The organism is Streptomyces sp. NPDC087859 (assembly GCF_044742595.1).
Classification (GTDB): Bacteria; Actinomycetota; Actinomycetes; order Streptomycetales; family Streptomycetaceae; genus Streptomyces; species Streptomyces canus_F.
The window spans coordinates 63,602-84,389 of sequence record NZ_JBIUUU010000026.1 but is presented as its reverse complement, the minus strand read 5'-3'; the positions used below and the strand labels follow the sequence as shown (position 1 = coordinate 84,389).

Annotated in this window: 22 protein-coding genes and 1 riboswitch; of the genes, 4 read left to right on the top strand and 18 right to left on the bottom strand. The window is 70.3% G+C overall.

The genetic code is table 11. The annotated features are described in order from the left end of the window. Positions 1–13: 13 nt before the first annotated feature. Positions 14–703, bottom strand: a complete 690-nt coding sequence (locus ACIOHP_RS44050) for a hypothetical protein (RefSeq protein WP_401896536.1) — start codon at positions 701–703, stop codon at positions 14–16. A 389-nt stretch (positions 704–1,092) separates the two neighbouring features. Here ACIOHP_RS44050 and ACIOHP_RS44045 point away from each other — a divergent pair, with 389 nt between their 5' ends. Continuing rightward, entirely contained in the window at positions 1,093–2,298 is a 1,206-nt protein-coding gene (locus tag ACIOHP_RS44045; RefSeq protein WP_361558109.1) for an MFS transporter, read from the top strand. Positions 2,299–2,312: 14 nt separating this feature from the next. Here ACIOHP_RS44045 and ACIOHP_RS44040 read toward each other — a convergent pair whose 3' ends face one another. The 8 genes from ACIOHP_RS44040 to ACIOHP_RS44005 all read right to left on the bottom strand — a co-directional run bounded on the left by ACIOHP_RS44040 (position 2,313) and on the right by ACIOHP_RS44005 (position 10,857). After that, complete coding sequence (locus ACIOHP_RS44040) at positions 2,313–2,780, bottom strand: hypothetical protein (protein WP_401896533.1); 468 nt, start codon at positions 2,778–2,780, stop codon at positions 2,313–2,315. A 310-nt stretch (positions 2,781–3,090) separates the two neighbouring features. Then, positions 3,091–4,767, bottom strand: a complete 1,677-nt coding sequence (locus ACIOHP_RS44035; RefSeq protein ID WP_401896530.1) for a dipeptide ABC transporter ATP-binding protein — start codon at positions 4,765–4,767, stop codon at positions 3,091–3,093. Beyond that, positions 4,764–5,687: an ABC transporter permease gene (locus ACIOHP_RS44030; RefSeq protein ID WP_401896527.1), complete on the bottom strand. Its 924-nt coding sequence runs from the start codon at positions 5,685–5,687 to the stop codon at positions 4,764–4,766. Before ACIOHP_RS44030 ends, ACIOHP_RS44035 begins: the two co-directional genes overlap by 4 nt. After that, entirely contained in the window at positions 5,684–6,643 is a 960-nt protein-coding gene (locus ACIOHP_RS44025; RefSeq protein ID WP_401896525.1) for an ABC transporter permease, read from the bottom strand. Before ACIOHP_RS44025 ends, ACIOHP_RS44030 begins: the two co-directional genes overlap by 4 nt. A gap of 3 nt (positions 6,644–6,646) precedes the next feature. Continuing rightward, a complete protein-coding gene (locus tag ACIOHP_RS44020) occupies positions 6,647–8,266 on the bottom strand; it encodes an ABC transporter substrate-binding protein (protein ID WP_401896522.1) in 1,620 nt (539 codons plus the stop codon). Positions 8,267–8,627: 361 nt separating this feature from the next. After that, positions 8,628–8,741: riboswitch (SAM riboswitch) on the bottom strand. Between the two features lie 97 nt (positions 8,742–8,838). Then, the gene (locus tag ACIOHP_RS44015; RefSeq protein WP_401896520.1) at positions 8,839–9,552 is read right to left on the bottom strand and encodes a hypothetical protein; all 714 of its coding nucleotides are present in this window, start codon (positions 9,550–9,552) and stop codon (positions 8,839–8,841) included. Positions 9,553–9,600: 48 nt separating this feature from the next. Continuing rightward, positions 9,601–9,957 (bottom strand): hypothetical protein, encoded by a 357-nt coding sequence (locus ACIOHP_RS44010; protein WP_361558130.1) that lies wholly within the window; start codon positions 9,955–9,957, stop codon positions 9,601–9,603. 57 nt (positions 9,958–10,014) lie between these two features. Next, on the bottom strand, positions 10,015–10,857 hold the full coding sequence (locus tag ACIOHP_RS44005) for a helix-turn-helix domain-containing protein (RefSeq protein ID WP_401896517.1): 843 nt from the start codon (positions 10,855–10,857) through the stop codon (positions 10,015–10,017). Between the two features lie 112 nt (positions 10,858–10,969). Here ACIOHP_RS44005 and ACIOHP_RS44000 point away from each other — a divergent pair, with 112 nt between their 5' ends. From ACIOHP_RS44000 to ACIOHP_RS43990, 3 genes are all read left to right on the top strand, one after another. Further along, positions 10,970–11,566 (top strand): NADPH-dependent FMN reductase, encoded by a 597-nt coding sequence (locus ACIOHP_RS44000; RefSeq protein WP_401896514.1) that lies wholly within the window; start codon positions 10,970–10,972, stop codon positions 11,564–11,566. 56 nt (positions 11,567–11,622) lie between these two features. Next, positions 11,623–12,057 (top strand): VOC family protein, encoded by a 435-nt coding sequence (locus ACIOHP_RS43995; protein ID WP_401896512.1) that lies wholly within the window; start codon positions 11,623–11,625, stop codon positions 12,055–12,057. A gap of 153 nt (positions 12,058–12,210) precedes the next feature. Next, positions 12,211–12,732, top strand: a complete 522-nt coding sequence (locus ACIOHP_RS43990) for a bifunctional DNA primase/polymerase (RefSeq protein ID WP_401896511.1) — start codon at positions 12,211–12,213, stop codon at positions 12,730–12,732. A gap of 61 nt (positions 12,733–12,793) precedes the next feature. Here ACIOHP_RS43990 and ACIOHP_RS43985 read toward each other — a convergent pair whose 3' ends face one another. From ACIOHP_RS43985 to ACIOHP_RS43945, 9 genes are all read right to left on the bottom strand, one after another. Beyond that, positions 12,794–13,090 carry a hypothetical protein gene (locus ACIOHP_RS43985; protein ID WP_401896509.1) on the bottom strand — a complete coding sequence of 99 codons (297 nt, stop codon included), beginning with the start codon at positions 13,088–13,090 and terminating at the stop codon, positions 12,794–12,796. 207 nt (positions 13,091–13,297) lie between these two features. Beyond that, positions 13,298–14,116 carry an enoyl-CoA hydratase/isomerase family protein gene (locus ACIOHP_RS43980; protein WP_401896508.1) on the bottom strand — a complete coding sequence of 273 codons (819 nt, stop codon included), beginning with the start codon at positions 14,114–14,116 and terminating at the stop codon, positions 13,298–13,300. Continuing rightward, positions 14,113–15,360: a cytochrome P450 gene (locus ACIOHP_RS43975; protein WP_361558146.1), complete on the bottom strand. Its 1,248-nt coding sequence runs from the start codon at positions 15,358–15,360 to the stop codon at positions 14,113–14,115. Before ACIOHP_RS43975 ends, ACIOHP_RS43980 begins: the two co-directional genes overlap by 4 nt. An 89-nt stretch (positions 15,361–15,449) precedes the next feature. Beyond that, the gene (locus ACIOHP_RS43970; RefSeq protein ID WP_361558149.1) at positions 15,450–16,826 is read right to left on the bottom strand and encodes a cytochrome P450; all 1,377 of its coding nucleotides are present in this window, start codon (positions 16,824–16,826) and stop codon (positions 15,450–15,452) included. A gap of 9 nt (positions 16,827–16,835) precedes the next feature. Next, the gene (locus tag ACIOHP_RS43965) at positions 16,836–17,396 is read right to left on the bottom strand and encodes an ATP/GTP-binding protein (protein ID WP_171145029.1); all 561 of its coding nucleotides are present in this window, start codon (positions 17,394–17,396) and stop codon (positions 16,836–16,838) included. Positions 17,397–17,401: 5 nt separating this feature from the next. After that, a complete protein-coding gene (locus ACIOHP_RS43960) occupies positions 17,402–17,788 on the bottom strand; it encodes a DUF742 domain-containing protein (protein ID WP_327714982.1) in 387 nt (128 codons plus the stop codon). Then, complete coding sequence (locus ACIOHP_RS43955; protein ID WP_401896621.1) at positions 17,781–18,608, bottom strand: roadblock/LC7 domain-containing protein; 828 nt, start codon at positions 18,606–18,608, stop codon at positions 17,781–17,783. Before ACIOHP_RS43955 ends, ACIOHP_RS43960 begins: the two co-directional genes overlap by 8 nt. Before the next feature lie 20 nt (positions 18,609–18,628). Continuing rightward, positions 18,629–19,732: an ATP-binding protein gene (locus tag ACIOHP_RS43950; protein ID WP_361558153.1), complete on the bottom strand. Its 1,104-nt coding sequence runs from the start codon at positions 19,730–19,732 to the stop codon at positions 18,629–18,631. A gap of 379 nt (positions 19,733–20,111) precedes the next feature. Further along, positions 20,112–20,696: a dihydrofolate reductase family protein gene (locus tag ACIOHP_RS43945; protein ID WP_401896502.1), complete on the bottom strand. Its 585-nt coding sequence runs from the start codon at positions 20,694–20,696 to the stop codon at positions 20,112–20,114. Between the last annotated feature and the right edge of the window lie 92 nt (positions 20,697–20,788).

Sequence of the window (20,788 nt, the reverse complement as noted above, 5' to 3'; positions counted from 1 at the left end):
TGCGCAGCCGGTGTCAAGGGCTTCGAAACCGGTGTTCCCAGGGGAGCAGCTCGTCGAGTCGTGCGCCCTGTGCCCAGCGTTCCAACGCGGGGTTGTCCAGCAGGAACGTGTTGCCTTCGCGTTGTGCCCACCGGATGTCCCGGGCCTGGAAAGTGCCTCGGTGCACGACCAGGTGGAGAAGGGAGTCCGGATGCTCCCGGTGGGCGTGGGAGTGGGGGAGGGCCTCGTCGGGTAACGGTTCCGCGACCGGACGGAAGGCCACGTCGAGTCGGCGGCCGTCCGGATGCCGGGCGCACAGGCGTGGCCGGTCCGGCGCGGGTAACAGCCGGACCTTCCAGTGGTCGCGGCGCAGCATCCGTGCCACCGCCAGCGCCAGACCCTGGATGTCCAGGTCGAACAGTTCCTGCGGGGTGTAGTGGCCGCGGCGGCGTCGAGCGCCCGGGCGGCGGCGCCTGATCCCGATGACGAGGACGACCGCCAGGAGGAGTACGCCGGTGACCGGGACGACGACCCCGGCGGCGCGGGAACCCACGACAAGGCCGGCGACGACCGCGCACACCGCCACCGCCAGGACGGCGAACGCGGGCAGGACATCGCGGAACGTGGGTCCGTAGCGGCCCTGGGCGCGCAGTCGGCGTACCGTGTCCCGTTTTCGGTGGCGCTGTTCCTCGGCCGGCTCGGACGTCCATGACGGGCGTGCCACAGTGTCAGCCCCCCTGCATCTGCTTACGCCGATGCCGGAGGACTACCCCGCGAGCCGAACGAATGCTCGATCAGTGGGCGGGAACCGGCCAAGCGGCCGGGCGCACGGATGCACTGGGTGGCGCAAGGCCCGCGTGGTGGTGGCCCAGTGCGCCGCGTGGTGCCTCGTACGACCGACGGCGCAGGACCGCCGTACCGATGTGACATGGGTCATGAAGAGTGGGCCGGGATCTTGGAATTCCTCGCTCCGCGCCGCTGCTGCACTCGTTGTGGGCTCACCATGCCCTGGGGGCGCCGGGCAATGATGCCGGGCCCGGGAGCCGCACCGGTCGTGGTCCCGCTCCGCTCCCACTTCTCCCCTGCACCGCCTCTGAAAGGTTCACCTGCGCCATGCCACTGGCTCTCCTGGCCCTGGCTGTTGTCGCTTTCGGCATCGGCACGACCGAGTTCGCCACGATGGGACTGCTGCCCCAGATCGCTGACGGGATCGGCGTGTCCGTACCGCAAGCGGGCAATATCGTCTCCGCCTACGCGCTCGGTGTCGTCGTCGGCGCCCCCGTGCTGACGGGCATCGGCGCGCGCATACCCCACAAGCGGCTGCTGCTGCTCCTGTCCGGGCTGTTCGTCATCGGCAACGTCGCGTCCGCGCTCGCCCCCGACTTCGGCCTGCTCTTCGCCGCACGTTTCCTGGCCGGTCTGCCCCACGGAGCGCTGTTCGGTGTCGGCGCGGTCGTGGCGTCCCGGCTGGTAGCGCCCGACCGGGCCGCACGCGCGGTGTCGAAGATGTTCCTCGGACTGACCGTCGCCAACATCGTCGGCGTCCCGGCCGGTACGGCGCTCGGTCAGCAGCTCGGCTGGCGGTCCGCCTACGTCGCGGTGGCCGTCATCGGACTCGTCGCTCTCGCCGCGCTGGCCGTCTTCGTCCCCCACCAGCCCCGCGGAGAGCAGTCCGGCGTCCGGCACGAACTGCGCGCGATGGGCAACAAGCAGGTGGTCATCGGCCTGGCCACCGCGGTCGTGGGATTCGGCGGGTTCTTCGCCGTCTACAGCTACCTGGTGCCGATGCTGACCAACGTGACGGGCCTGTCCGACTCCTCGACGACGTTGGTCCTCGCGCTCTACGGCGTCGGCATGACGCTGGGCACCCTGGTCGCGGGCCCCCTCACGGACCGCGCCCTGCGGCCGACCCTGTACGCGGGGCTCGCCCTGCTGACCTCGGCACTCGTGGTGTTCTACTTCGCCGTTCACAGCACCGTGCCCGCCCTGGTGACGATCACCTTCATCGGCGCGATGGGCGCCCTCATCACCACGCCCGTCCAGATGCTGCTGATGGCCAAGGCGAAGGACGCTCCGACCATGGCCGCGGCCTCCAACCACTCCGCCTTCAACCTGGCCAACGCGGGCGGCGCCTGGCTCGGCGGTCTCGCCATTTCCGCGGGCTGGGGCTGGACCTCGCCCGCCCTGGTCGGCGCGGCCCTCGGCGTGGCCGGGCTGGGGCTGGCGTTCATGGGCGGCGCCATGGACCGGGGCGGCCGGCGCTCCGAGGTGATCACGTCGTCCGGCGCACAGACCGAGCAGGTCACGGCCGCTCCGTAGCAGGAGCGGGCGGCTCAGTCCCAGAGCGGATAGGACACGGTCTGCGCGTACAGCTCGGGCCGCCTGTCCGTGTACTCCAGCGTGATCCGGGAGTAGTGCGAGAGCTGGGGCCGCTTCTTCCAGGGCTGCGGGTGGTCGAGCCGCACGGTCACCGGGTAGGCGTGGAAGCGGCCTGCCGCGCAGTACGGCTTGCAGTCGTTGACCCAGTTCACGCCCTTGGCCCGCGCTGAATCCGTGCCCCACCGCGACCAGTGCAGCGAGGTCAGGCGACTGTTGCCGTCACCGCAGGCGAGCATGAAGTCGGTCGGACGTATGTGCGGGTGCCAGAAACAGTCGACGAGGACCGGAAGAGCGGTGGGCTGCTGCACGGTCTGTGCGGCCGGTACCGGGACGGACCGGGCCGTGGGCGGCGTGCCTGCCGCGGTGGCCAAGGAGGCGACCGCGCAGAGCGTGACCGCCGTCGTGAGTGCGCGCATACGCATAGCCGCTCCCCGCTGCCGCCCGCCGACAGATGTCCCTGTTCCGACGCTACGACCGGGGGCCTGAACGCACCACTCGAACGGAGGAGTGCGCGGGGGTGGCGGGGTGCCGGCCCAGCTCGGGTGCGACGAGATGTCGTACGTCGTGCAGGATCTGGTACCGGGCCCGGGGCCACGCGTGCCGGCAGGTTCAGCCGGGCCGTGGTGAAGTCGTCGGTGTTCTCGCCGGTGACGATGTTGTGGCGCTGCCGGATCCAGGCGCCCTCGAAGCCCGACCGCTCGCCGCACTCGAACAGGCGGAGCGTCTCCGTCCTTAGCTCGTGACGGTCTCCGCGGAGGCGGGGACCCGGCCGCCGGGGATCGCCGCGAGCAGTTCGCGGGTGTACGCGTGGCGGGGACGGGTGAACAGCTCCTCCGGCGGGCCCGTCTCGACGACGCGGCCGGCCCGCATGACGGCGACCTGGTGCGCGATCTGGCGTACGACGGCCAGGTCGTGCGAAATGAAGAGGTACGCCACGCCGGTGTCGGCCTGCAACTCGGCGAGCAGGTCGAGGACTTGGGACTGCACGGACACGTCGAGCGCGGAGACCGGCTCGTCGCACACGACCAGGTCGGGGGAGAGGGCGAGAGCGCGGGCGATGGCCACGCGTTGGCGCTGCCCGCCGGACAGCTCCGCCGGCCGGCGTTCGAGGGTGGCGGCGGGCAGTGCCACCCGGTCGAGCAGTTCGCGGGCCCGGGCGAGCCGGGAGGCGCGGTCGCCGACCTTGAAGGCGCGCAGCGGCTCGGTGATCACCTCACCGATGGAGAAGCGCGGGTCGAGGGACGCGTACGGGTTCTGGTAGATGAGCTGGGCGCGCCGGCGCAGCTCTCTGGCCCGGGCGCCTCGGGCGGTGGTGACGTCGCCGCCGTCGAACAGGACGCGTCCGGCGGTGGCGTCGGAGAGGCGGAGCACCAGGCGCGCGGTGGTGGACTTGCCCGACCCCGACTCGCCGACCAGGGCCAGGGTCCGGCCGCGGTGGAGGGTGAAGCTGACGTCGTCGACCGCGCGCAGGGTGCGAGGGCCGTCCCCGGCGCGGGGCAGTCGGAACTCCTTGACCAGGTTGCGTACTTCGACCAGCGGCGCCGTGTCGGCCTTCGGTACGGACGCGGGGGTGCGGGGCCGGACGGTGGTCAGGCTCGGCGCGCTGGCCAGCAGGTGCCGGGTGTACTCGTGCTGCGGGTCGGCCAGGATGTCGCGCGTCGGGCCCGCCTCCACCACCCGGCCCTGTGACATGACCACCAGCCGCTGGGCCCGGTCGGCGGCGACCCCGAGGTCGTGGGTCACGAGCAGCACCGCGGTGCCCGACTCCTCGGTGAGAAGCTGGAGATGGTCGAGGATGACGCGCTGCACGGTGACGTCGAGCGCGCTGGTCGGCTCGTCGGCGATGATCAGCCGGGGCTTCGCCGCGATGGCGACGGCGATCAGGGCGCGTTGCCGCATGCCGCCGGACAGCTCGTGCGGGTACTGCCGTGCACGGATGGCCGCGTCGGGCAGCCCGGCTCGGTCCAGCACGGAGATGGCCTCGGCTGCGGCCGTACGACGGGTCGCCAGGGAGTGGATGCGCAGCACCTCGGCCACCTGGTCGCCGATGCGCTTGACCGGGTTGAGCGAGACCGTCGGATCCTGCGGGACCAGCCCGATCTGCGCGCCCCGTACGATGCGCAGCTCCGCCTCCGACAGGGTGGCGAGGTCGTGCCGGCCGAAGCGGATCGTGCCCGCGTCGATGGTTCCGTTGGCCGCCAGCAGGCGGGTGACGGCGTGTGCGGTGGTGCTCTTGCCGGAGCCGGACTCGCCGACCACGGCGGTGACTTGCCCCGGCCATACGTCGAGGTCCACGCCGCGGAGGGCCGGGACCGTGCCGCCGCGCGTGCGGTACGACACGGACAGGCCGCGTATTTCCAGCAGGGGTGTGGTCACGTCCTCACCGTTCTCACGTCCAAGTATGTTCATCGTCGGGACCATTCGCCGTCCAGCGCCCTGGCGATGCGGTTGGCGGCCAGCACGGTCGCGGCGATCGCCAGACCGGGCAGCGCGGTCAACCACCAGGCATTGGCCAGGTAGTTGCGGCCGTCGGAGATCAACGTCCCCCATTCCGGGGCCGGCGGCGGTGCGCCGTAGCCGAGGAAGCTGAGCGCCGAGACGGCCAGGATCGAGGCACCGAAGTCCAGCGTGGCCAGCACGACGACCGGCCCGGCCGCGTTGGGCAGGACGTGCCGTCCCAGCACCGAGTACCAGCGTGCCCCGCTCGCACGGGACGCCTCCACGAACACCGCCTGCCGTACCCGCAGGACCTCGGCGCGCGCCACCCGGGCGAAGGAGGCGACGCCGGCGACGCCGACCGCGACCGCCACCTTCACCGTGCCGTACCCGAGCGCGGTGACGAGGGCCAGCGACAGGAACAGCGCGGGGATGGCGAGGAGGACGTCGACGAAGCGCATCAGCACGTCGTCGACCCAACGGCCCACGAACCCGGCGACCACACCGAGCAGACCTCCGACCACGAACGCGACCAGGACCGCGATGATCGTCGCCTTGAGGGAGAGTTGGGCGCCGTGGACCACACGCGAGAACACATCGCGGCCCAGTTCGTCCGTGCCGAACCAGTGACTGCCGCTCGGGGCACGGAAGTTCTCGGACGGCACCCCCTTGAGGGGATCCTGCGAGGTGAACAGGTCCGGCCAGAACGAGGCCAGCACCACCAGCACGACGACGACGGCCGACACCAGCAGACCGGGGCGCCGCGACAGGAACCGCAGCACCTGCCGTACCCCGGCACGGCCCCGTCCCGGCTTCCCCCGGGTTCCCGGCTCGACCGGGCGGACCAGGCCGAGGGCGGCCTCGGCCTGGTCGTCGACAAGGCTCTGACTCATACGAAGCTCGCCCTCCTGTCCGAGGCCACCACGATCCGCGGGTCGAGGAGCGGATAGACGAGGTCGACGAGAAGATTCGTCGCCACGAAGATCAGCGCCCCGAACACCACCACTCCCTGGACCAGCGGGATGTCCTGGGAGGTGACCGCCGCCGCGGTCACCCGGCCCAGGCCGTCGCGCGAGAACACCGTCTCGACGACCACCGAACCGGCGATCAGCTGCCCGACCAGCAGGCCGACGACGGTCAGCGCGGGCAGCGAGGCGTTGCGCAGCGCGTGCCGCAGATGCACCCGCCAGCGGCCGGCGCCCTTGGCGCGCGCGGCCTCCACATAGGCCTGGTCCAGCGCGGTGAGCAGGCTCTTGGCCAGTACCTGCGCGACCTGCGCGCCGGTCGGGATCGCCAGGGTCAGGGCGGGCAGCACCAGTCCTCGCAGCCCGTCGTTGCCGAACGCCGGGAACCAGCGCAGCCGGAAGGAGAACGCCTCGACGAGCAGCAGGCCCACCCAGAACGTCGGGACCGACACCCCGAGCGGGGGCAGGGACAGCAGCAGCTGCCGCAGCCATCGCTGCGAGGTGTACGTCGCCACCACCGCGAGACCGCCACCGAGCAGCACCGCCAACAGCAGTGCGGCACCGGTCAGTTGCAGTGTCTGCGGCAGCGCGTCGGCCAGCGTGGCGGTCACCGGGCGGCCCGTGGAGACCGCGTCGCCGAAGTCCCCGCGCACCGCCCGGCCCAGATAGTCGGCGTACTGCACCAGCACCGGCTTGTCGAAGCCGTACTCGTGCCGCAGCGCGGCCAGCCGGGCCGGATCGACGTCCCCCGAGTCCATCCCGGCTCCGGCCATCGCGGTGACCGGGTCACCGGGCAGGAAGTCCAGCACCAGGAACGACACCGTGTACGCCGCCCACAGCACCCCGGCCGCCTGCGCCACCCGCTTGATCACATAGCGGCGCACGCGCTAGCCGATCCAGGTGTCGTGCAGCTGGATGCGGCTGCCCGAGTCGAAGGCGAGGTCGTGCACCTTCTTCGACACGCCCAGCTGGGTCTGGAGCTCCACCACCGGCACGTTGTACGCGTTCCGCACGATCAGCTTCTGCGCGTCGTCCACCAGCTGCCTGCGCTGGGCGGTGTCCGTCGTCGCGGCCTGTCCGGACAGCGCCGTGTCCAGCGAACTGGCGGGCAGACGGTAGAAGTTGGCCAGCCGCGTGGAGAAGGAGCTGCGCAGGATGTCCGGGTCCGAGCGGGTCACATTGCCCCACACCAGGTCGAAGTCGCCGCCCTGGAGCGTGGTCGCGAACTGGCTGACCTGGCCCTGCTTGAGCGTGACGTCGATCCCGACGTCCTTCAGCTGCTGCTGGACCAGCTCCAGTGCGGGCTGGTTGGTGCCCGCGTTCGGGAACCAGCTGATGGCCAGGCTCAGCCTCTTGCCGTCCTTGACGCGGACGCCGTCACCGTCGGCCTTCCAACCGGCCTCGTCCAGCAGGGACTTGGCCTTGGCCGCATCGAAGGCGAGGTCCGAGGAGAGGTTGGAGTAGTCGGGCGTGGTGTGCGCCAGGACGCTGGTCGCCGGCTTGGTGCCGGTCGGGAACACCGTGTCGGCGATCTGCTCGCGGTCGACGGCGGCGAGGATCGCCCGGCGCACCTTGGCGTCCTTGAGGACGGGCCGCGAGTTGTTGATGCCCAGCCCGAACACCACGCCGGGATTTGCCCGGCGCAGGAGGGTGACCTGGCCGCCCTTGAGCGCCGCCTCGTTGGCCTTGCCGACGCTGCTGATCGCGTCCACCTGACCGGACTGGAGGCTTCCGGCCCGCACCCCCGCCTCGGGCACGACCTTGAACACCAGCTTGTCCAGGTAGGCCTCGCCCTTCTTGGACCACAGCGAGGAACCCCAGTCGTACCCGGTGCGCTTGGCCAGGGTGATCGACTGGTTCTGCACGTACTGCTTCAGCACGAACGGTCCCGACCCGACCACACCGTCACTGCACTTCTGCTGCGGAGTCTTCTTCACGCTCGCCGACGACTCGATGCCCAGCGAGTGGGTCGAAGTCGCCTGGAGGAACTGTGCGTTGGGCTCCTTGAAGGTCACCTTGACGGTCAGCGGGTCCACCGCGGCGGTGCTCTTGACGCTGCTCAGATAGCCCTGGGCGAGGACGCCCAACGCGCCGAGCTTCGGGACCGCGTCGAAGTTGTCCTTGACCACCTGCGCGGTCAGCTCGGAGCCGTCGCTGAAGGTGACACCCGAGCGCAGATGGAACGTGAACTCCGTCGCGTCGGCGTTGATGTCCCAGCTCTTGGCGAGCCACGGCACGATCTTGCCGGTCCCGGGGTCCTGGTCGGTGAGGGAGTCCACGGTCTGACGTACCGAGTAGATGCTTTCGTTGCTGCCGACCTGCTGCGGGTCCACGCAGCCGGCGTCGGAACCCACCGCGAAGGTCAAGGTGCCGCCGGACTGGGGCCGGCTGCTTCCGCTGTCCGAGCCGGTGCTGCCCGAGCCGCAGGCGGTCAGCAGAACACTGGTGGTCAGGAGGGCGGCGAGGGGCGCCCATCGGAAGGTTCTGAAATCCGGAAGTGCTGTCACGGAGGGGTATCTCCTACTGGTGTCACCAGGCAAGGGGGTGCCGTACCAGGCACGGCCGTGCATGGGTGTGCGGCCCCGGCCGGCATGACGCCGGTGGCGGGGGAGCGCTGTGCAGACAGGGACAGGCGGGCGACACCGGGAGCCGGTGGCCGGGAAGAGCGCGGGGAAGGCGGGCCGGTGGCGGAGGTCAGCCGGCCGCGGACGGGCTCGTCAGGCCTGACAGAGGCAGCTGGTCGAGCGCTTCAGATCGATATGGCGTCGACGCGCGAGGCGGGAGAACACCGTGGCGACGGCGAAGGAGGCGCTGAGTTCACCACCGTGCCGCATACCGGTCCTCCCCGTCTCCGGCCCCGGAGACGGGGCCACGCGCTTGCGGGAATCCTCGGTGATCCCGCCGGGCTTTCACCTGGAGCACCCCACCGCGCGGGAGGGTTGCCGGTCAGCAAGCCAGGGCTGGACGCTGACACTCAATGCCGATCGTGATCGTACGGAGCGGTCTTGTCGTACGTCAATGCCACCACCGGGCGCCCTGTTCGAGAAGGCGTCACCCTGAGCGTGGTCATCAGCCCCAATCAGTCCACGAGCGCCCGCACTTGGCGGTGGCCGGCCTCTCCGCGAGACCAGATGTGCGTCAGGCGACGCGGGTTCTCGCGGTCCCAGGTGTCGTGGTCCATGACGGCAACAGCGTCCGACAGCCGCCACCGCGAGGAACTCCATGAGGCCTGGGGGACTTCCACCAGGCCGTCGAGGAGTGCGATGGCCGCTGCCGCGAGCGTGCCCACGGGCCATGGCTTCCATGTCGCGACCGCGTCGGTGAGGGCATGCGATTCGATCAGATGCAGCAGGGACGGTGCTACGGGGAGGAAGGGACTGCTGCCGTCGACGTCGGTGCCCACGCTGCCGTCGGTGTGGATCAGGTCCCGGCACGGCTTCGACACCCGCTCGCCGGTCCATTCGAAGTACCAGCCGTCTCTTCCGGGGTCCTGCCATGCTCGCGTCTTCATGCCGAGGTGGTCGTACTCCCACCTGCGGACGGACTCGTACCGCTCCCCGGCCACCACCCGGCTACGGCGTACCTCGTACCGCAGGCCCGCGAACTTCTGCTCGAATCCCTCGCAGCGGATGAGGAGATCCAGCGGGGCGGGCACGAGCTTCCCCGCCTGATCGTGCACGTGCCAGAACTCCATCGGCAGCCCGAACCGGACGGGGTGCTCACGCCGGCCCGTGCGGCGAAGGAAATCCTGTGCGCGCGGCGAGAGCTCGGACGGGTCTTCCAGGATGTGCATGCTGAACTTCATTTCCCAGGCGGGTACGGCTGCCGGGCGAGGGAGCCGTCAGTTGAAAGCGTCGGTCATGCAGTCCCTCCGGCAGTCCGCGGCCTCGAAGCGTCGGCGGAGGGCCGCAGCTGCCTCTTCGCGTTCCACGGAGTCGTATCCGTAGTGCCGGCACGCCATCCCGCGCACGTCCCCGACGGTGACGATGGCCGGCTCGCCCCGTGTGGCCTGGCGGCGCGCCTCGGCGATCGCCATGTCCGCGGCACGCAGCAGGTTCCGGGAACGGTCCCGGGTCACGGCCGCCCGGGCCCGCTCCGCGGAGAGGGGGCGCAAAACTCGCCCGCGCCAGAGGGCGCCGGCGACGACGAGAACGAGGCCGAGTGCTATGAACAGGACTCCGCCGGGGTCGTAGGACATGTCGTCAGTCTTCACCACCTCACGCCCGGTCCGGCAACGGGTCTCGCTCGGTACGGGTCAGGAGATGGCCCGGAGGGCGCTGTGGTGCCGGCGTCGGTGGCGGAGTTGTTCGACGGCTGCGGCGGTCTCGTCGTCCGCGGGGAGGAGGATGGTCAACTGTTGCTCGTCCGCGGGGAGTTCGAGGGTTTCCCGCAGCAGCCGAAGCTCGTGTCCGGCCGGGTGGTTGACCCGGAGGACTCCGCGTTCCGGAACGACGTGCCGGTTCAGGCGGTGGGTCAGATCGGGTCCGGCGAGGGGCGCGAGCTGTGTGGTGAACCACTCGGAGCTCTCCGCGGTGGGGGCGTGCCACAGGTCGAAGGCCTGCTCGTCGGCGATGTCGTCCCAGTCGGCGAAGAACGTGCGGGCGCGGGAGTCGGTGAAGACGTAGCGGGTGAGGTTCGGGGCTTCGGTGTCGAACAGTCCGCTGCCGTCGGTCACCGACTCGTACGCCGGGGTGTGGGCGAGGATGTCACCCAGCCGGTTGGTCACCACGGCGATGCCAGGTTCGAGGAGGCGCAGTGTCCGCCGAACGGCGTCTCGGACGTGCCGGGGCGGGGGAGCGGGTCGCGTGTGCGCGGTGCATTCTCCGCCTGTGATCTTCGTGAGATAGCGCAGGTGGGCGCGCTCGGAGGGGGAGAGGCTGAGGGCGTCGGCGAGAGCGTTCACCACCGCCACCGAGGGGTTGCGATCGCGGCCCTGCTCGATGCGGGTCAGGTATTCGACGCTGATGCCGGCACGGGCCGCGAGATCCGTGCGGCGCAGCCCCGGTGAGCGGCGGCGGCCTCGATCCGGCAGCCCGAGTGTCTCGGGCTGGACACTGTCGCGCTTGCTCCGGATGAAGTCCCCCAACGGCGTACCCATGCCTTGAGGATAGGGCGGGCCGGACGCGACGCGGAGAGCTGAGGGTGGCCCTGCGGAGGCCAGCCTGAGCTCGGCCTGGTTGTCGCTCTGGGCCGACCCGATGGTGGTAGCCATGGACAACAACACGCACAAGCTGGTCGTCATCGTCGCGAGCGTCCGCGAGGGGAGGTTCGGCCCGGTGGTGGCCTCCTGGTTCGCCGAACAGGCCGACCTGCACGGTGGTTTCGACGTCGACGTCGTCGATCTGGCCGACGTCGAGATCCCGCTGTCCCTGCCCGCGGCATCGCCGAAGTACGCCGGTGACGACTACCCCCGCCCGGCCGGCATGCAGCCGCTGACCTCGGCGCTGGAGGGCGCGGACGCGTTTGTCGTCGTCACCCCCGAGTACAACCACAGCTACCCCGCCTCCCTGAAGGCGGCCATCGACTGGCACTTCACCCAGTGGACGGCCAAGCCGGTCGCCTTCGTCAGCTACGGCGGCGCAGCGGGCGGCCGCCACGCGGTCCTGCACCTGGAGAACGTGCTGACCGAACTGCACGCGGTGACGATCCGCGACGGACTCTCCTTCCCCAACTACTTCACGGCATGGCACGACGACCGCCCGCTCGACCCCGAGGCCCCCGGCTACGCCAAGACACTGCTCGACCAGCTGGCCTGGTGGGCGGGCGCCCTCAAGTCGGCCCGCGAGGTGACGCCCTACCCGGCGTGAGCGGGCGGATCCATTCCGGGAAACGAGAGGCCCGGACCCCCTGCTATCGTGCGCCGATGTCAGCGATCAAGAAGTTCCAAGTCACCTTCGACTGTGCGGATCCGGAGCGTGTCGCTCGCTTCTGGTGTGAGGTGTTGGGGTACGTCGTACCGCCGCCACCGGAGGGATTTGTCACGTGGGGTGACTTCGATCGGTCTCTGCCGCCGGAGCGGCAGGGCGCATCGTTCGCCTGCGGTGATCCCTCGGGTGTGGGCCCGCGGCTGTACTTCCAGCGTGTCCCCGAAGGCAAGGTCGTCAAGAACCGGGTGCATCTCGATGTGCGGGTCGGCACGGGGCTCGTGGGCGAAGAGCGCCTCGCCACCCTCGAAGCCGAGTGCGCTCGACTCATCGCGCTCGGCGCGACGCGGGTGCAACTGCTGCGTGCCGATGGCGTCAACGAGTCGTGCATTGTGATGCAGGACGTCGAGGGCAACGAGTTCTGTCTCGACTGAGCGTTTCCGCAGTCGGGCGAAGGTAATCGCCACGGTTCGCCACCCCTTCCGCTCAGTAGAAATATCTACCAGCATGAAGGTGCCGGGTCCGGCCACCCCGGATGTGAGGGAGCACGTCCCGCTTGCGCGGGCAAAGGGATCCCGGAGGACAGCATGCGAACCGTCTCACGGCAGGCCATCGAATGGCTGTCGGCAGCAGCGACCGACCCGCGGGAGTGCAAGCGGCAGTGGCACAGTGAAGGCGGGACCGCGGTGTTGGGCTGTGGCCGGTTCTGGGATGTGCTGAGCGTGCCGGAGGAGCTGGCCGTGCCGGCCCTGGAGGCTCTGCTGGGCATCCCGCAACCGCCCGGGCCGGCACTGGTGGACACCTCCGCCCGCCGGGTCGCCTTCTTCCTGCCGCCGGACCCGGAGGGCCGCTGGATCGGCTCGGGCATCCGCTATGCGGGCAAGGGTGCATGGGTCGCGGTGCCCGCCCCGCACCGGGCGGCCGGACGGCTGCGCTGGCTGGTGCCGCCCGACGGCAGCGGGGCGCTGTTCGTGCCCGCCGCGGTGGAACTGGCTCTGCAACTGGCACTCGGAGGGCTGGCCGCCCGGGAACGGACCAAGCGGCGCTGTCCCGCCTGTGGGGCATCGGTCCCTGGGCCACCCGGCCGGGGTGGAGGTCGGACCGTGTGACACCGGCTCGTTGCCGCCGGGGGATCCGGCGCGGCGATCCGCTCGTCATCGTGCGCCGCCGTCAGCGTGCGGGCGCGAGGTCGGCACCGGACGCGCCGGCCAGGACACCTGCACGCTCCCAGCGGCCCGGGTTGGGCGGAGTGGTCGGCTGTCCCGTGACGGCGGGGCTCAGGGCCGTCAGCAGCATCCACTGCGGATCTCGCGTACCCGGAAGCGTCCGGCCGTCGGCCCGCCACTCTCTGACGAGCGCGGCATAGATGGGCGGGTCCGCGTGAGGCGGTGGGGCGGGATCGGCGTGCGGGGCGCGCCGGGCTTGGTCGTCGAGGCCGAGGCCTCCGGTGGTGGCGGTGCGATTCATGTCCGTGCAACGTGCCCGCGTACGCGGGTGGTACGGGCTGGTCCCGGTGTGGCCCGATCGGGTGAGGCCGGATCCGTCGTTCGGGGCCATGTGCTAGTCGCACCAGATCACTGGCGGGGAAGTGAGGGCTGGACTGTGCCCCGTTCACAGTGAGTTCGTCGCGCCGGGCGCCGAATTCACACTGTGAACGGGGGTCTTGAGGGTCGGTCAGCGGGGCTGGGCCAGTTGGGCGGCGAGGAGATGGGAGTCCAGGAGAGTGGTGTCGGCGGTACGGGCGGCTCTGGCATAGCCGGTGAGCATCCGTTTGGTCAGCACGAGGGCCTGGGGGGAGCGCCGGGCGAGGGGCTTGGTCCAGGCGGTGATGGTGTCGTCCAGCTCGTCGAGCGGGGCGACCTTGTGCAGGAGGCCGAGGCGATGGGCGGTGGGGGCGTCGAAGTCGTCGCAGGTGAGCATGAGTTCACGGATCCGGGCGGCGCCGGCCTCGGTGATCAGCCGGCCCATGGCGCCGCCCCAGGCGGGTGCGAGTCCGAGGCCGACCTCCGGCATGCGGAAATGGCTGGTGTCCGCGCCCGCACGGAGGTCGCAGTAGGCGGCGAGCGCGAGGCCGGCGCCGATGACCTTGCCGTGGAGCCGGGCGATGGTGATGACGTGGGTGTCCTCCAGCGCCTGGCACACGCGGTGGGCCTTGTCCGCGATACGACGCAGGGCGGCCCCGGTGGGGTCGGCGGCCAGGGCGTCCTGGTACTCCCGGCGGTCGGCTCCCAGGCAGAAGTCGTCGCCCAGGGAGGAGAGCACCAGGATGCGGATGTCGGGCTGGTCGTGGAGGTTGTCGAGGACGGCGATGAGTGCGTCCAGGACCGCGGAGCTCAGGATGTCGTCCTGTGCGGAGGGATTGAGCCGGACATGGAGGACGGGTCCGGTTCGACTGAGAGTCAGGGGAGCGGGTAGGGGAGAGGGGCCGGGGGTGTGCGCGGGTTCCCGGTCGGAGGCGGCGGACACGGGAGCGGGGGCGATTGGCGAGTTCATGCCAGTGTTACATCCAGGTTCAGCAGGCGCCTGAACGCCACCCGGGGGGCCGACGCGGGGCGGCGGGCCAGGGCGAGTCTCGGCAGACGGGTGATCATTCGGTGGAGCAGGGTCTGTGCTTCCAGCCGGGCCAGCGGTGCTCCGAGGCAGTAGTGGATGCCCCAACTGAACGCCAGGTGGCTCGGGTTGCGCCGCGGGTCGAACGAGTCGGGGTCGGCGAACCGGGCGGGGTCGCGGTGGGCGGCGCCCACGAGGAGGTGGACCATCTCGCCCGCACCGACCTCGATGTCGTCCAGGACCGTGTCCTGGGCGGCGACGCGGCTGATCACGTGGGTGGGAGGGTCGTAGCGCAGGGACTCCTCCACGAACGAGGGGACGAGGTCCGGCTGTTGGGCGAGCAGACTCCAGCGGTCGGGGTCCTCGACGAGCAGGAGGGTCATCGTCGACAGCAGGGTCGCGGTGGTTTCCAGGGCCGCCAGCAGGACGAACAGAGCGAGGAAGTAGACCGCCTCGTCGGCCTTGTCTTGGTCCGGTTCGAGTTCGTCCCAGGTGCGTATCCACTGGGAGACGGGGTCGTCGCCCGGACGTTTTCGCCGTTCGCGCACCAGGCCGAGGAAGTAGGTGCGCAGTTCGGCCATGGCGGCGTCGGAACGGGCCAGTTGGCTGGCGTTGGGGAGGAGCTCCTGGGTGAAGACCTGGTCGTGGGTCAGTTCACGCAGGCGGGGCCAGTCGGCGCTCGGCAGCCCGAGCCAGTCGCCGATGGTGGCGACGGGAAGTTCCTCGCTCACCAGCGCCGCGAAGTCGGCCTCACCCGCCCGCAGGCGTTCGTCGAGAGTGTCGAGGAGCCGGTCGACCACGTGACTCACCCGGCGACCGATCTGGTCGATGGTGCCGCGGTCGAAGGTGCCCGCCGACCGGCGTACTCGGGTGTGCTCCGGCGGGTTGAGGGCGGGCAGGGTGCGGCTGATCTCCCGGGAGGACGGGGCGCTCCAGCGGGTGCGTGCGCCCTGCCGCTCTCGCCATGTGGTGTCCGGTTCGAGCCAGGTACCGCTGCGCAGCACCTGCTCACAGGTCGCGTAGCTGCTGACGAGTAAACCGCCCCAGGGCGCGGGGCTGACCTCGCCGCGCGCCCTGAGCTCCGCGTAGATGGGGAACGGGTCGGCCTGTCCTTCGGCCGTCCGAAGACGGGAGAACAGGGAAATGGTCGCCCGACGGTCCGAGGACGGAGTCGCGAGACTTCCCACGATGACGGCTCCTTTCTGCCAGCCGCCATCCGTACCCGTGGGATGCTTGAAGCATCCAATAACACAGTGTTCTCGTAGGGTTACTTACGTCACTCGCCATTCACCCAGGCCCGGAAACGGCTGAACAGACCGCCCTTGGGGCGCGGTGCGGCGTGGGACGCCCGGCCTGCCGGGGCGGGCTGCGGGACGGTCGCGGTCGAGTGCGCCGCCTGAACCGAGGACGGTGCCGCGGGCCGGGTCCGGGCCGTGGGTGCCACGGTGCGGGGGGTGTACCGGATGGGCACGGTGACCAGCGAGCGGCTCCACGGCGTCGCCACCCAGGCGAGTTCCTTGAAGGGAACGCGCATCTCGACATCGGGCAGCCGGTTGAGGAGGGACTCCACGGCGGTGGCCGCGATCATGAAGGCCGGGTCCTTGGCCGGGCACGCGTGGGGGCCGGCGCCGAAGGCGAGATGGGCCTTGGAGCTGAGCTGTTCACGGTGCTCGGTCAGCTTGGGGTCGGTGTTGGCCGCCGCGAAGGAGATCAGGACCGGGTCGCCCGCCCGCAGGGTCCGGCCGCCCAACTCGACGTCCTGGGTGGGGTAGTGGGCCGCGTAGTTGGCGATCGGGGCGTAGTTCCACAAGGTCTTCACGACCGCGTCCTCGGCGGGCAGGCCGCTCGGCCAGTCGTCGCTGAGGTACAGCGCGGCGCTGGTGCCGATCGAGGCCGACAGGGGTGCGGTGCCGCCGGAGAGCAGGGTCACGAGCTGGTGCAGCACCTCCTCGTCGGACAGCCGGGCGGAATGCACCATCAGCCGGGTGGTGAGGTCCTCACCGGGCTCCCGGCGCTTGAGGGCGATCAGTTCGGCGAGGGCGCCGCCCAGGATCTCGTCGGCACCCGGGGTGCCCTGGAAGATGCCGGTGATCCCGGCGATGACGCGGTCGCCGAGTTCCGGGGGGCAGCCGAACAGGTCGCCGAAGACCAGCAGGGGCAGCGGCTGGGCGTAGGCGGCCATCAGCTCGGCCTGGCCGAGGGCCTCGGAGCTGAAACGGCTGATCAGATAGTCGGCCGACTGCTGGGTCAGCCTGACGAGCCGGCCCTGGTCGACGGTGGCGAGGCTGTCCGTGACCGCCTGCCGCAGCCTGGCGTGCGCGGCGCCGTCGCTGAACAGGGCGTTGGGACGGTAGCCCATCATGGGAAGGGCAGGGCTGTCCTGCGGTACCCGCCCTTCGTTGAGGGCGTTCCAGCGGCGCGAGTCCCGCACGAACAGGGTCGGGTTCTGCAGGATGTACAGGCTCGCGTCGTAACTGGTCACCAGCTCGACCTCGACGTCCGGCGCGATGTCGACGGGCGTGCTGGGGCCCGTCGAGCGCAGCTGGTCGTAGGTGCGCTCGGGGTCGGAGCCGAAGTCGGGCCCGTACATCGCGACGTTGCCGTGTGCGGGGCAACCGGCCGGTATTCCGGTCGGCTCGAAGGGCTGTTGCATGGTGGGCTCCTAGCCGAGTGAGGACAAGAGGTGCTTCACGAGCGTGATGAGGGCCTGCATCGAGGAGTCCTGGTCACGGACGTCGCAGTCGATGACCGGTGTCTCCTCGGAGATGTTGAGTGCCTCGCACACTTCGGACAGGGGGAAGTGGTTCTTGCCGTCGAAGGTGTTGACGCCGATGACGTAGGGCAGCCCGAAGGCTTCGACCAGGTCCAGGATCGGGAAGGTCTCTTCCAGCCGCTCGGGGTCCACCAGGACCAGCGCGCCCAGCGCTCCGCGCGACAGGCCCTCCCACATCTGCTTGAACCGTTCCTGCCCGGGGGTTCCGAAGATGTAGAGGACCAGGTCCTCGCTGAGGGTCAGCCGCCCGAAGTCCATCGCCACGGTCGTGGTCGTCTTGTCCGGGGTCTCGGAGAGGTCGTCGAGGCCCTCACTGGCCTCGGTTATCTCCTCTTCGGTCTGCAGCGGCTCGATCTCGGAGACGCTTCCGATGTATGTGGTCTTCCCGACCGCGAAGTGGCCCACGACCAGGACTTTCACGGAGCGGGAGACGTCGGGATCCAGATACAAGGTGGTTACGCTCCGGTTCGAATTCGCATCAGGCCGTCGAGCACGGCGGTGAGCAGGACGGGGTCATGGCGCTCGGCGTGCGGCACCGGGTTACGCACATGAATCAGGCCGTCCTCGGCCATCTGAGCCAGCAGGATGCGCACGATGCCCAGGGGCAGTCGTGTGTGGGCGGCGACCTCGGCGACCGAGAGGTAGCCGTCCGCGATCAGGTCCATGACCGTTCGGGATTCCGGAGCCAGGGTGCGGGCCGTGGCCGAGGCGCCTTCCTGGGCCGTGATCATCGTGGTGTGCTCGTACTCGCTGTCCCGGGGCAGCGCACGTCCCCCCGCGACGATGAAGAGGGGGACTAAGGGGGCCGTCAGCTCGAGCTCACCGGACGGGTCGTCATGCATCGCTGGCCCTCTCTCCCTGCGCGACCGTCCGCGAGATGAGCGCGGGCATCGCGTCACTCAGATGTGCGGTGAAGTCCTCGATGTCGCAGTCGTGCTCGGCCGCGGCCGCCAGGAAGTCGCCGTCGCCGGCCGCGATCAGGAAGATCCAGCCGTGCTGGAACTCGATGACCGTCTGGCTCCACTCGTCGTCCTGCGTCCCGCCGGCGAACGGCGCGGTGGCCCGGCTGTAGGCGTGGATGCCTGTCATGGCCGCCGAGATGGTGTCCGCGAGGTCCCTGCCGATCCCCGTGCTGGCCCCGCGCGGCAGACCGTTCGCACCGAGCAGCAGAGCGTGCAGGGCGCCCGGTACCGCAGCCACGGCCTTGTCCAGTTCGCCGAGCACGGTGACCGACCTGTCCGCCTCGTCGCGCAGGGCCTCGGCGTTCTCCCCGTACTGCTCCGCGTCCCGGGCGTTCACCCGCGGCGGAGCGGTGAGGTTGTTGCCCAGCCGGGCGACCAGCCGGTTCATACGGAAGCTGAGCTGCTCCATGTCCACGTCGGGCTCCGCGGCGGCAGCCAGATACGCTCCCTGGCCGGCCCCGATCAGGAAGACCCAGCCGTGCTGGAACTCGATCACGGTCTGGATCCACGCCCGGTCCTGCGAGGTCCCGGCGAAGTGGGCGGTGGCCCGGCTGAGCGACTGCATCCCGGCCATGGCCGCGGAGATGGTGCGCACGTCCTGGCCGGTCAGGCCGTCCGTGGCCCCGCGCGGGATGCCGTCCGCGGACAGCACCACGGCGTGCCGTGCCCTGGGCACGTTGTCCACGATGTCCTGGACCATCCACGACAGGTCTGTCGTACTCATGCGTTGTCAGACCCTCCGGGCGTCGGGGTGTCCAGAGCGGCCACATCGCGCGCGGTCTGCGTGCCGCGCTGCAGAGCGGCCAGGCTGCCGGCGCCGCGTCGGACGGCTCGCCTGACGGGCTGCTCCGCCGCACCGGAGTTGCCGCTGGGCGACGTGCGGGCACCGCGCTTCGGCAGGCCGCCCGCCGTACGAGCGGTCTCCACCGACACCGGCCGGATGCTGCTCACGGGCGCCTCGGTGGCCGGCGGCAGGGCCTCCTCCATGGTCCACAGCTCCTCGGGCAGCAGGACGACGGCACGCACGCCGCCGTATCGGGAGACGCCGGTGACGTCCACCTTGAAGCCGTGCTGGCGGGCGATCAGACCGACGACGGGGAAGCCGAACTTCGGCTGGGTGCCCAGCTGGGACAGCCGGGGGATGTCGTCGCCGGACAGCAGCGCGCTCGCCCGCTGACGCTCCTCGTCGCCCATGCCGACGCCGGCGTCGTCGATGACGATGCACAGGTTCTTCTGGGCCTGCCGGAACGTGACCTCGATGGGGGCGTCCGCCTGGGAGAAGCTGGCGGCGTTGTCGAGCAGTTCCGCGACCGCCAGGGCGACCGGCGCGACGGCGGAGGCCTTCAGCGCGATGCCGCTCGGCTGCATGATCTCGACCCGCTGGAAGTTGCGGATCTGGCTCTGGGCGCTGCGGACGACGTCGTAGACGCTGGCAGGCTGGTTGCGACGCCCCAGAGGGGCACCGCACATGACCGCGATACCCTGCGCCTTGCGGGCCATCTGGGCGTTGGCGTGGGTGATGTCCATCAGATCGGCCAGGACCGCGTGGCCGCCGTACTCGCGCTGGACCCCGTCCAGCAGCGTCGTCTGCTCGGCCGCCAGGCTCTGCAGGAAGCGCGCGGCGCCCTTGAGGACCGCCTTGGTGTTCTCCTCGGCGGCCTGCTCCGCCTCCCGGATGACACCGTCCTGCTCGTTCCGCATCCTGGCCAACTCGCTCTGCGTGCGGCCCAGTTCATCCTGGCTGAACTGCAGCCGCGCCTCCAGTGCGGCCTCGGACTCCCTCTTCCTCCTCGTCAGGCCTCTGCTTCGGAGCACGAGTGCCACGACGGCGGCTATGGCTATCACCGCTATCGCAACCAGGCACCAAAGAAGCACGTCTTGAGTCATGGAAACCTTTCCCGGTGCGTGGCATGCAGGTGTCGACAAATACAGCTCGCAAGGGTCCACGACCTGTCCAGGGGGACTGCACGGCTGATTTGGGCGAACTCGCCGCGTTCAGGTTCAAGGCCTGACCAAAAGTGGATCAAGGTCGCAGACGGCGGAATGCTATCACCGTCAATCGCACTGCCGGAGGCCACCCCTCCGGGTTGAATTGCGGTCAACGAGCCTGCCAGATATGGGCCGTTGACGAGGCGCCAGATATCGGAGGCCGGCCCACCCGGTCCAGGCCGGGTTCGGGTGGGGGAGGGCCGGCCGGGTGGACTCAGGCGTGCAGGGTGGGCCGGTAGACGAGCTCCTGGATGTGCCCGTCGAGGATCCGGCTCTCGATCAGCTCGAGGTCGAAGTCGGCCGCGCCCTGGAAGATCGGACTTGCCCCGGTCTGACCGCTGATCACGGGAAAGAGCGTCACCTGGACCCGGTCGACGAGACCGGCGGCCATCAGTGCCCGGTTCATCGACGGACTGCCGTGCGAGCGCAAGGGCACCTCGGACTCCTTCTTGAGCCGGGCGACGACGTCGACGGCGTCACCGCTGACGAGGGTCGCGTCCGGCCAGTGAAGGGGTCCTTCGAGCGTCGTCGACACCACGGTGGTGGGCAGGTTCCGCATCCGGGTGTTCACGGGGTCACTCACCTCGGACTCCTCGCCGCTCGGGCCCAGAATCTGCGCGAACAGCCGGAAGGTGTTCGCCCCGAGGACCAGCCGCTGCTCCTCGCTGTACAGGGCGAGACGGCGGTCGAGGAACTCGGCACCCTGCTTGCCCCAGTAGCCGCCCCAGTCGCCGTCGCTGTTGTAGGAGCCGTAGCCGTCGAGGGTGGAGAAGACGTCGACGGTGTAGGTGGCGGTCATGATGCTCTCCCTGAGTGCGGTGGGTCGGGTGTCGGGGATGGAGACTGCCGACCGGGGCGGGACTCATCGCTCCTCGGACTCGCCGTGGTTGC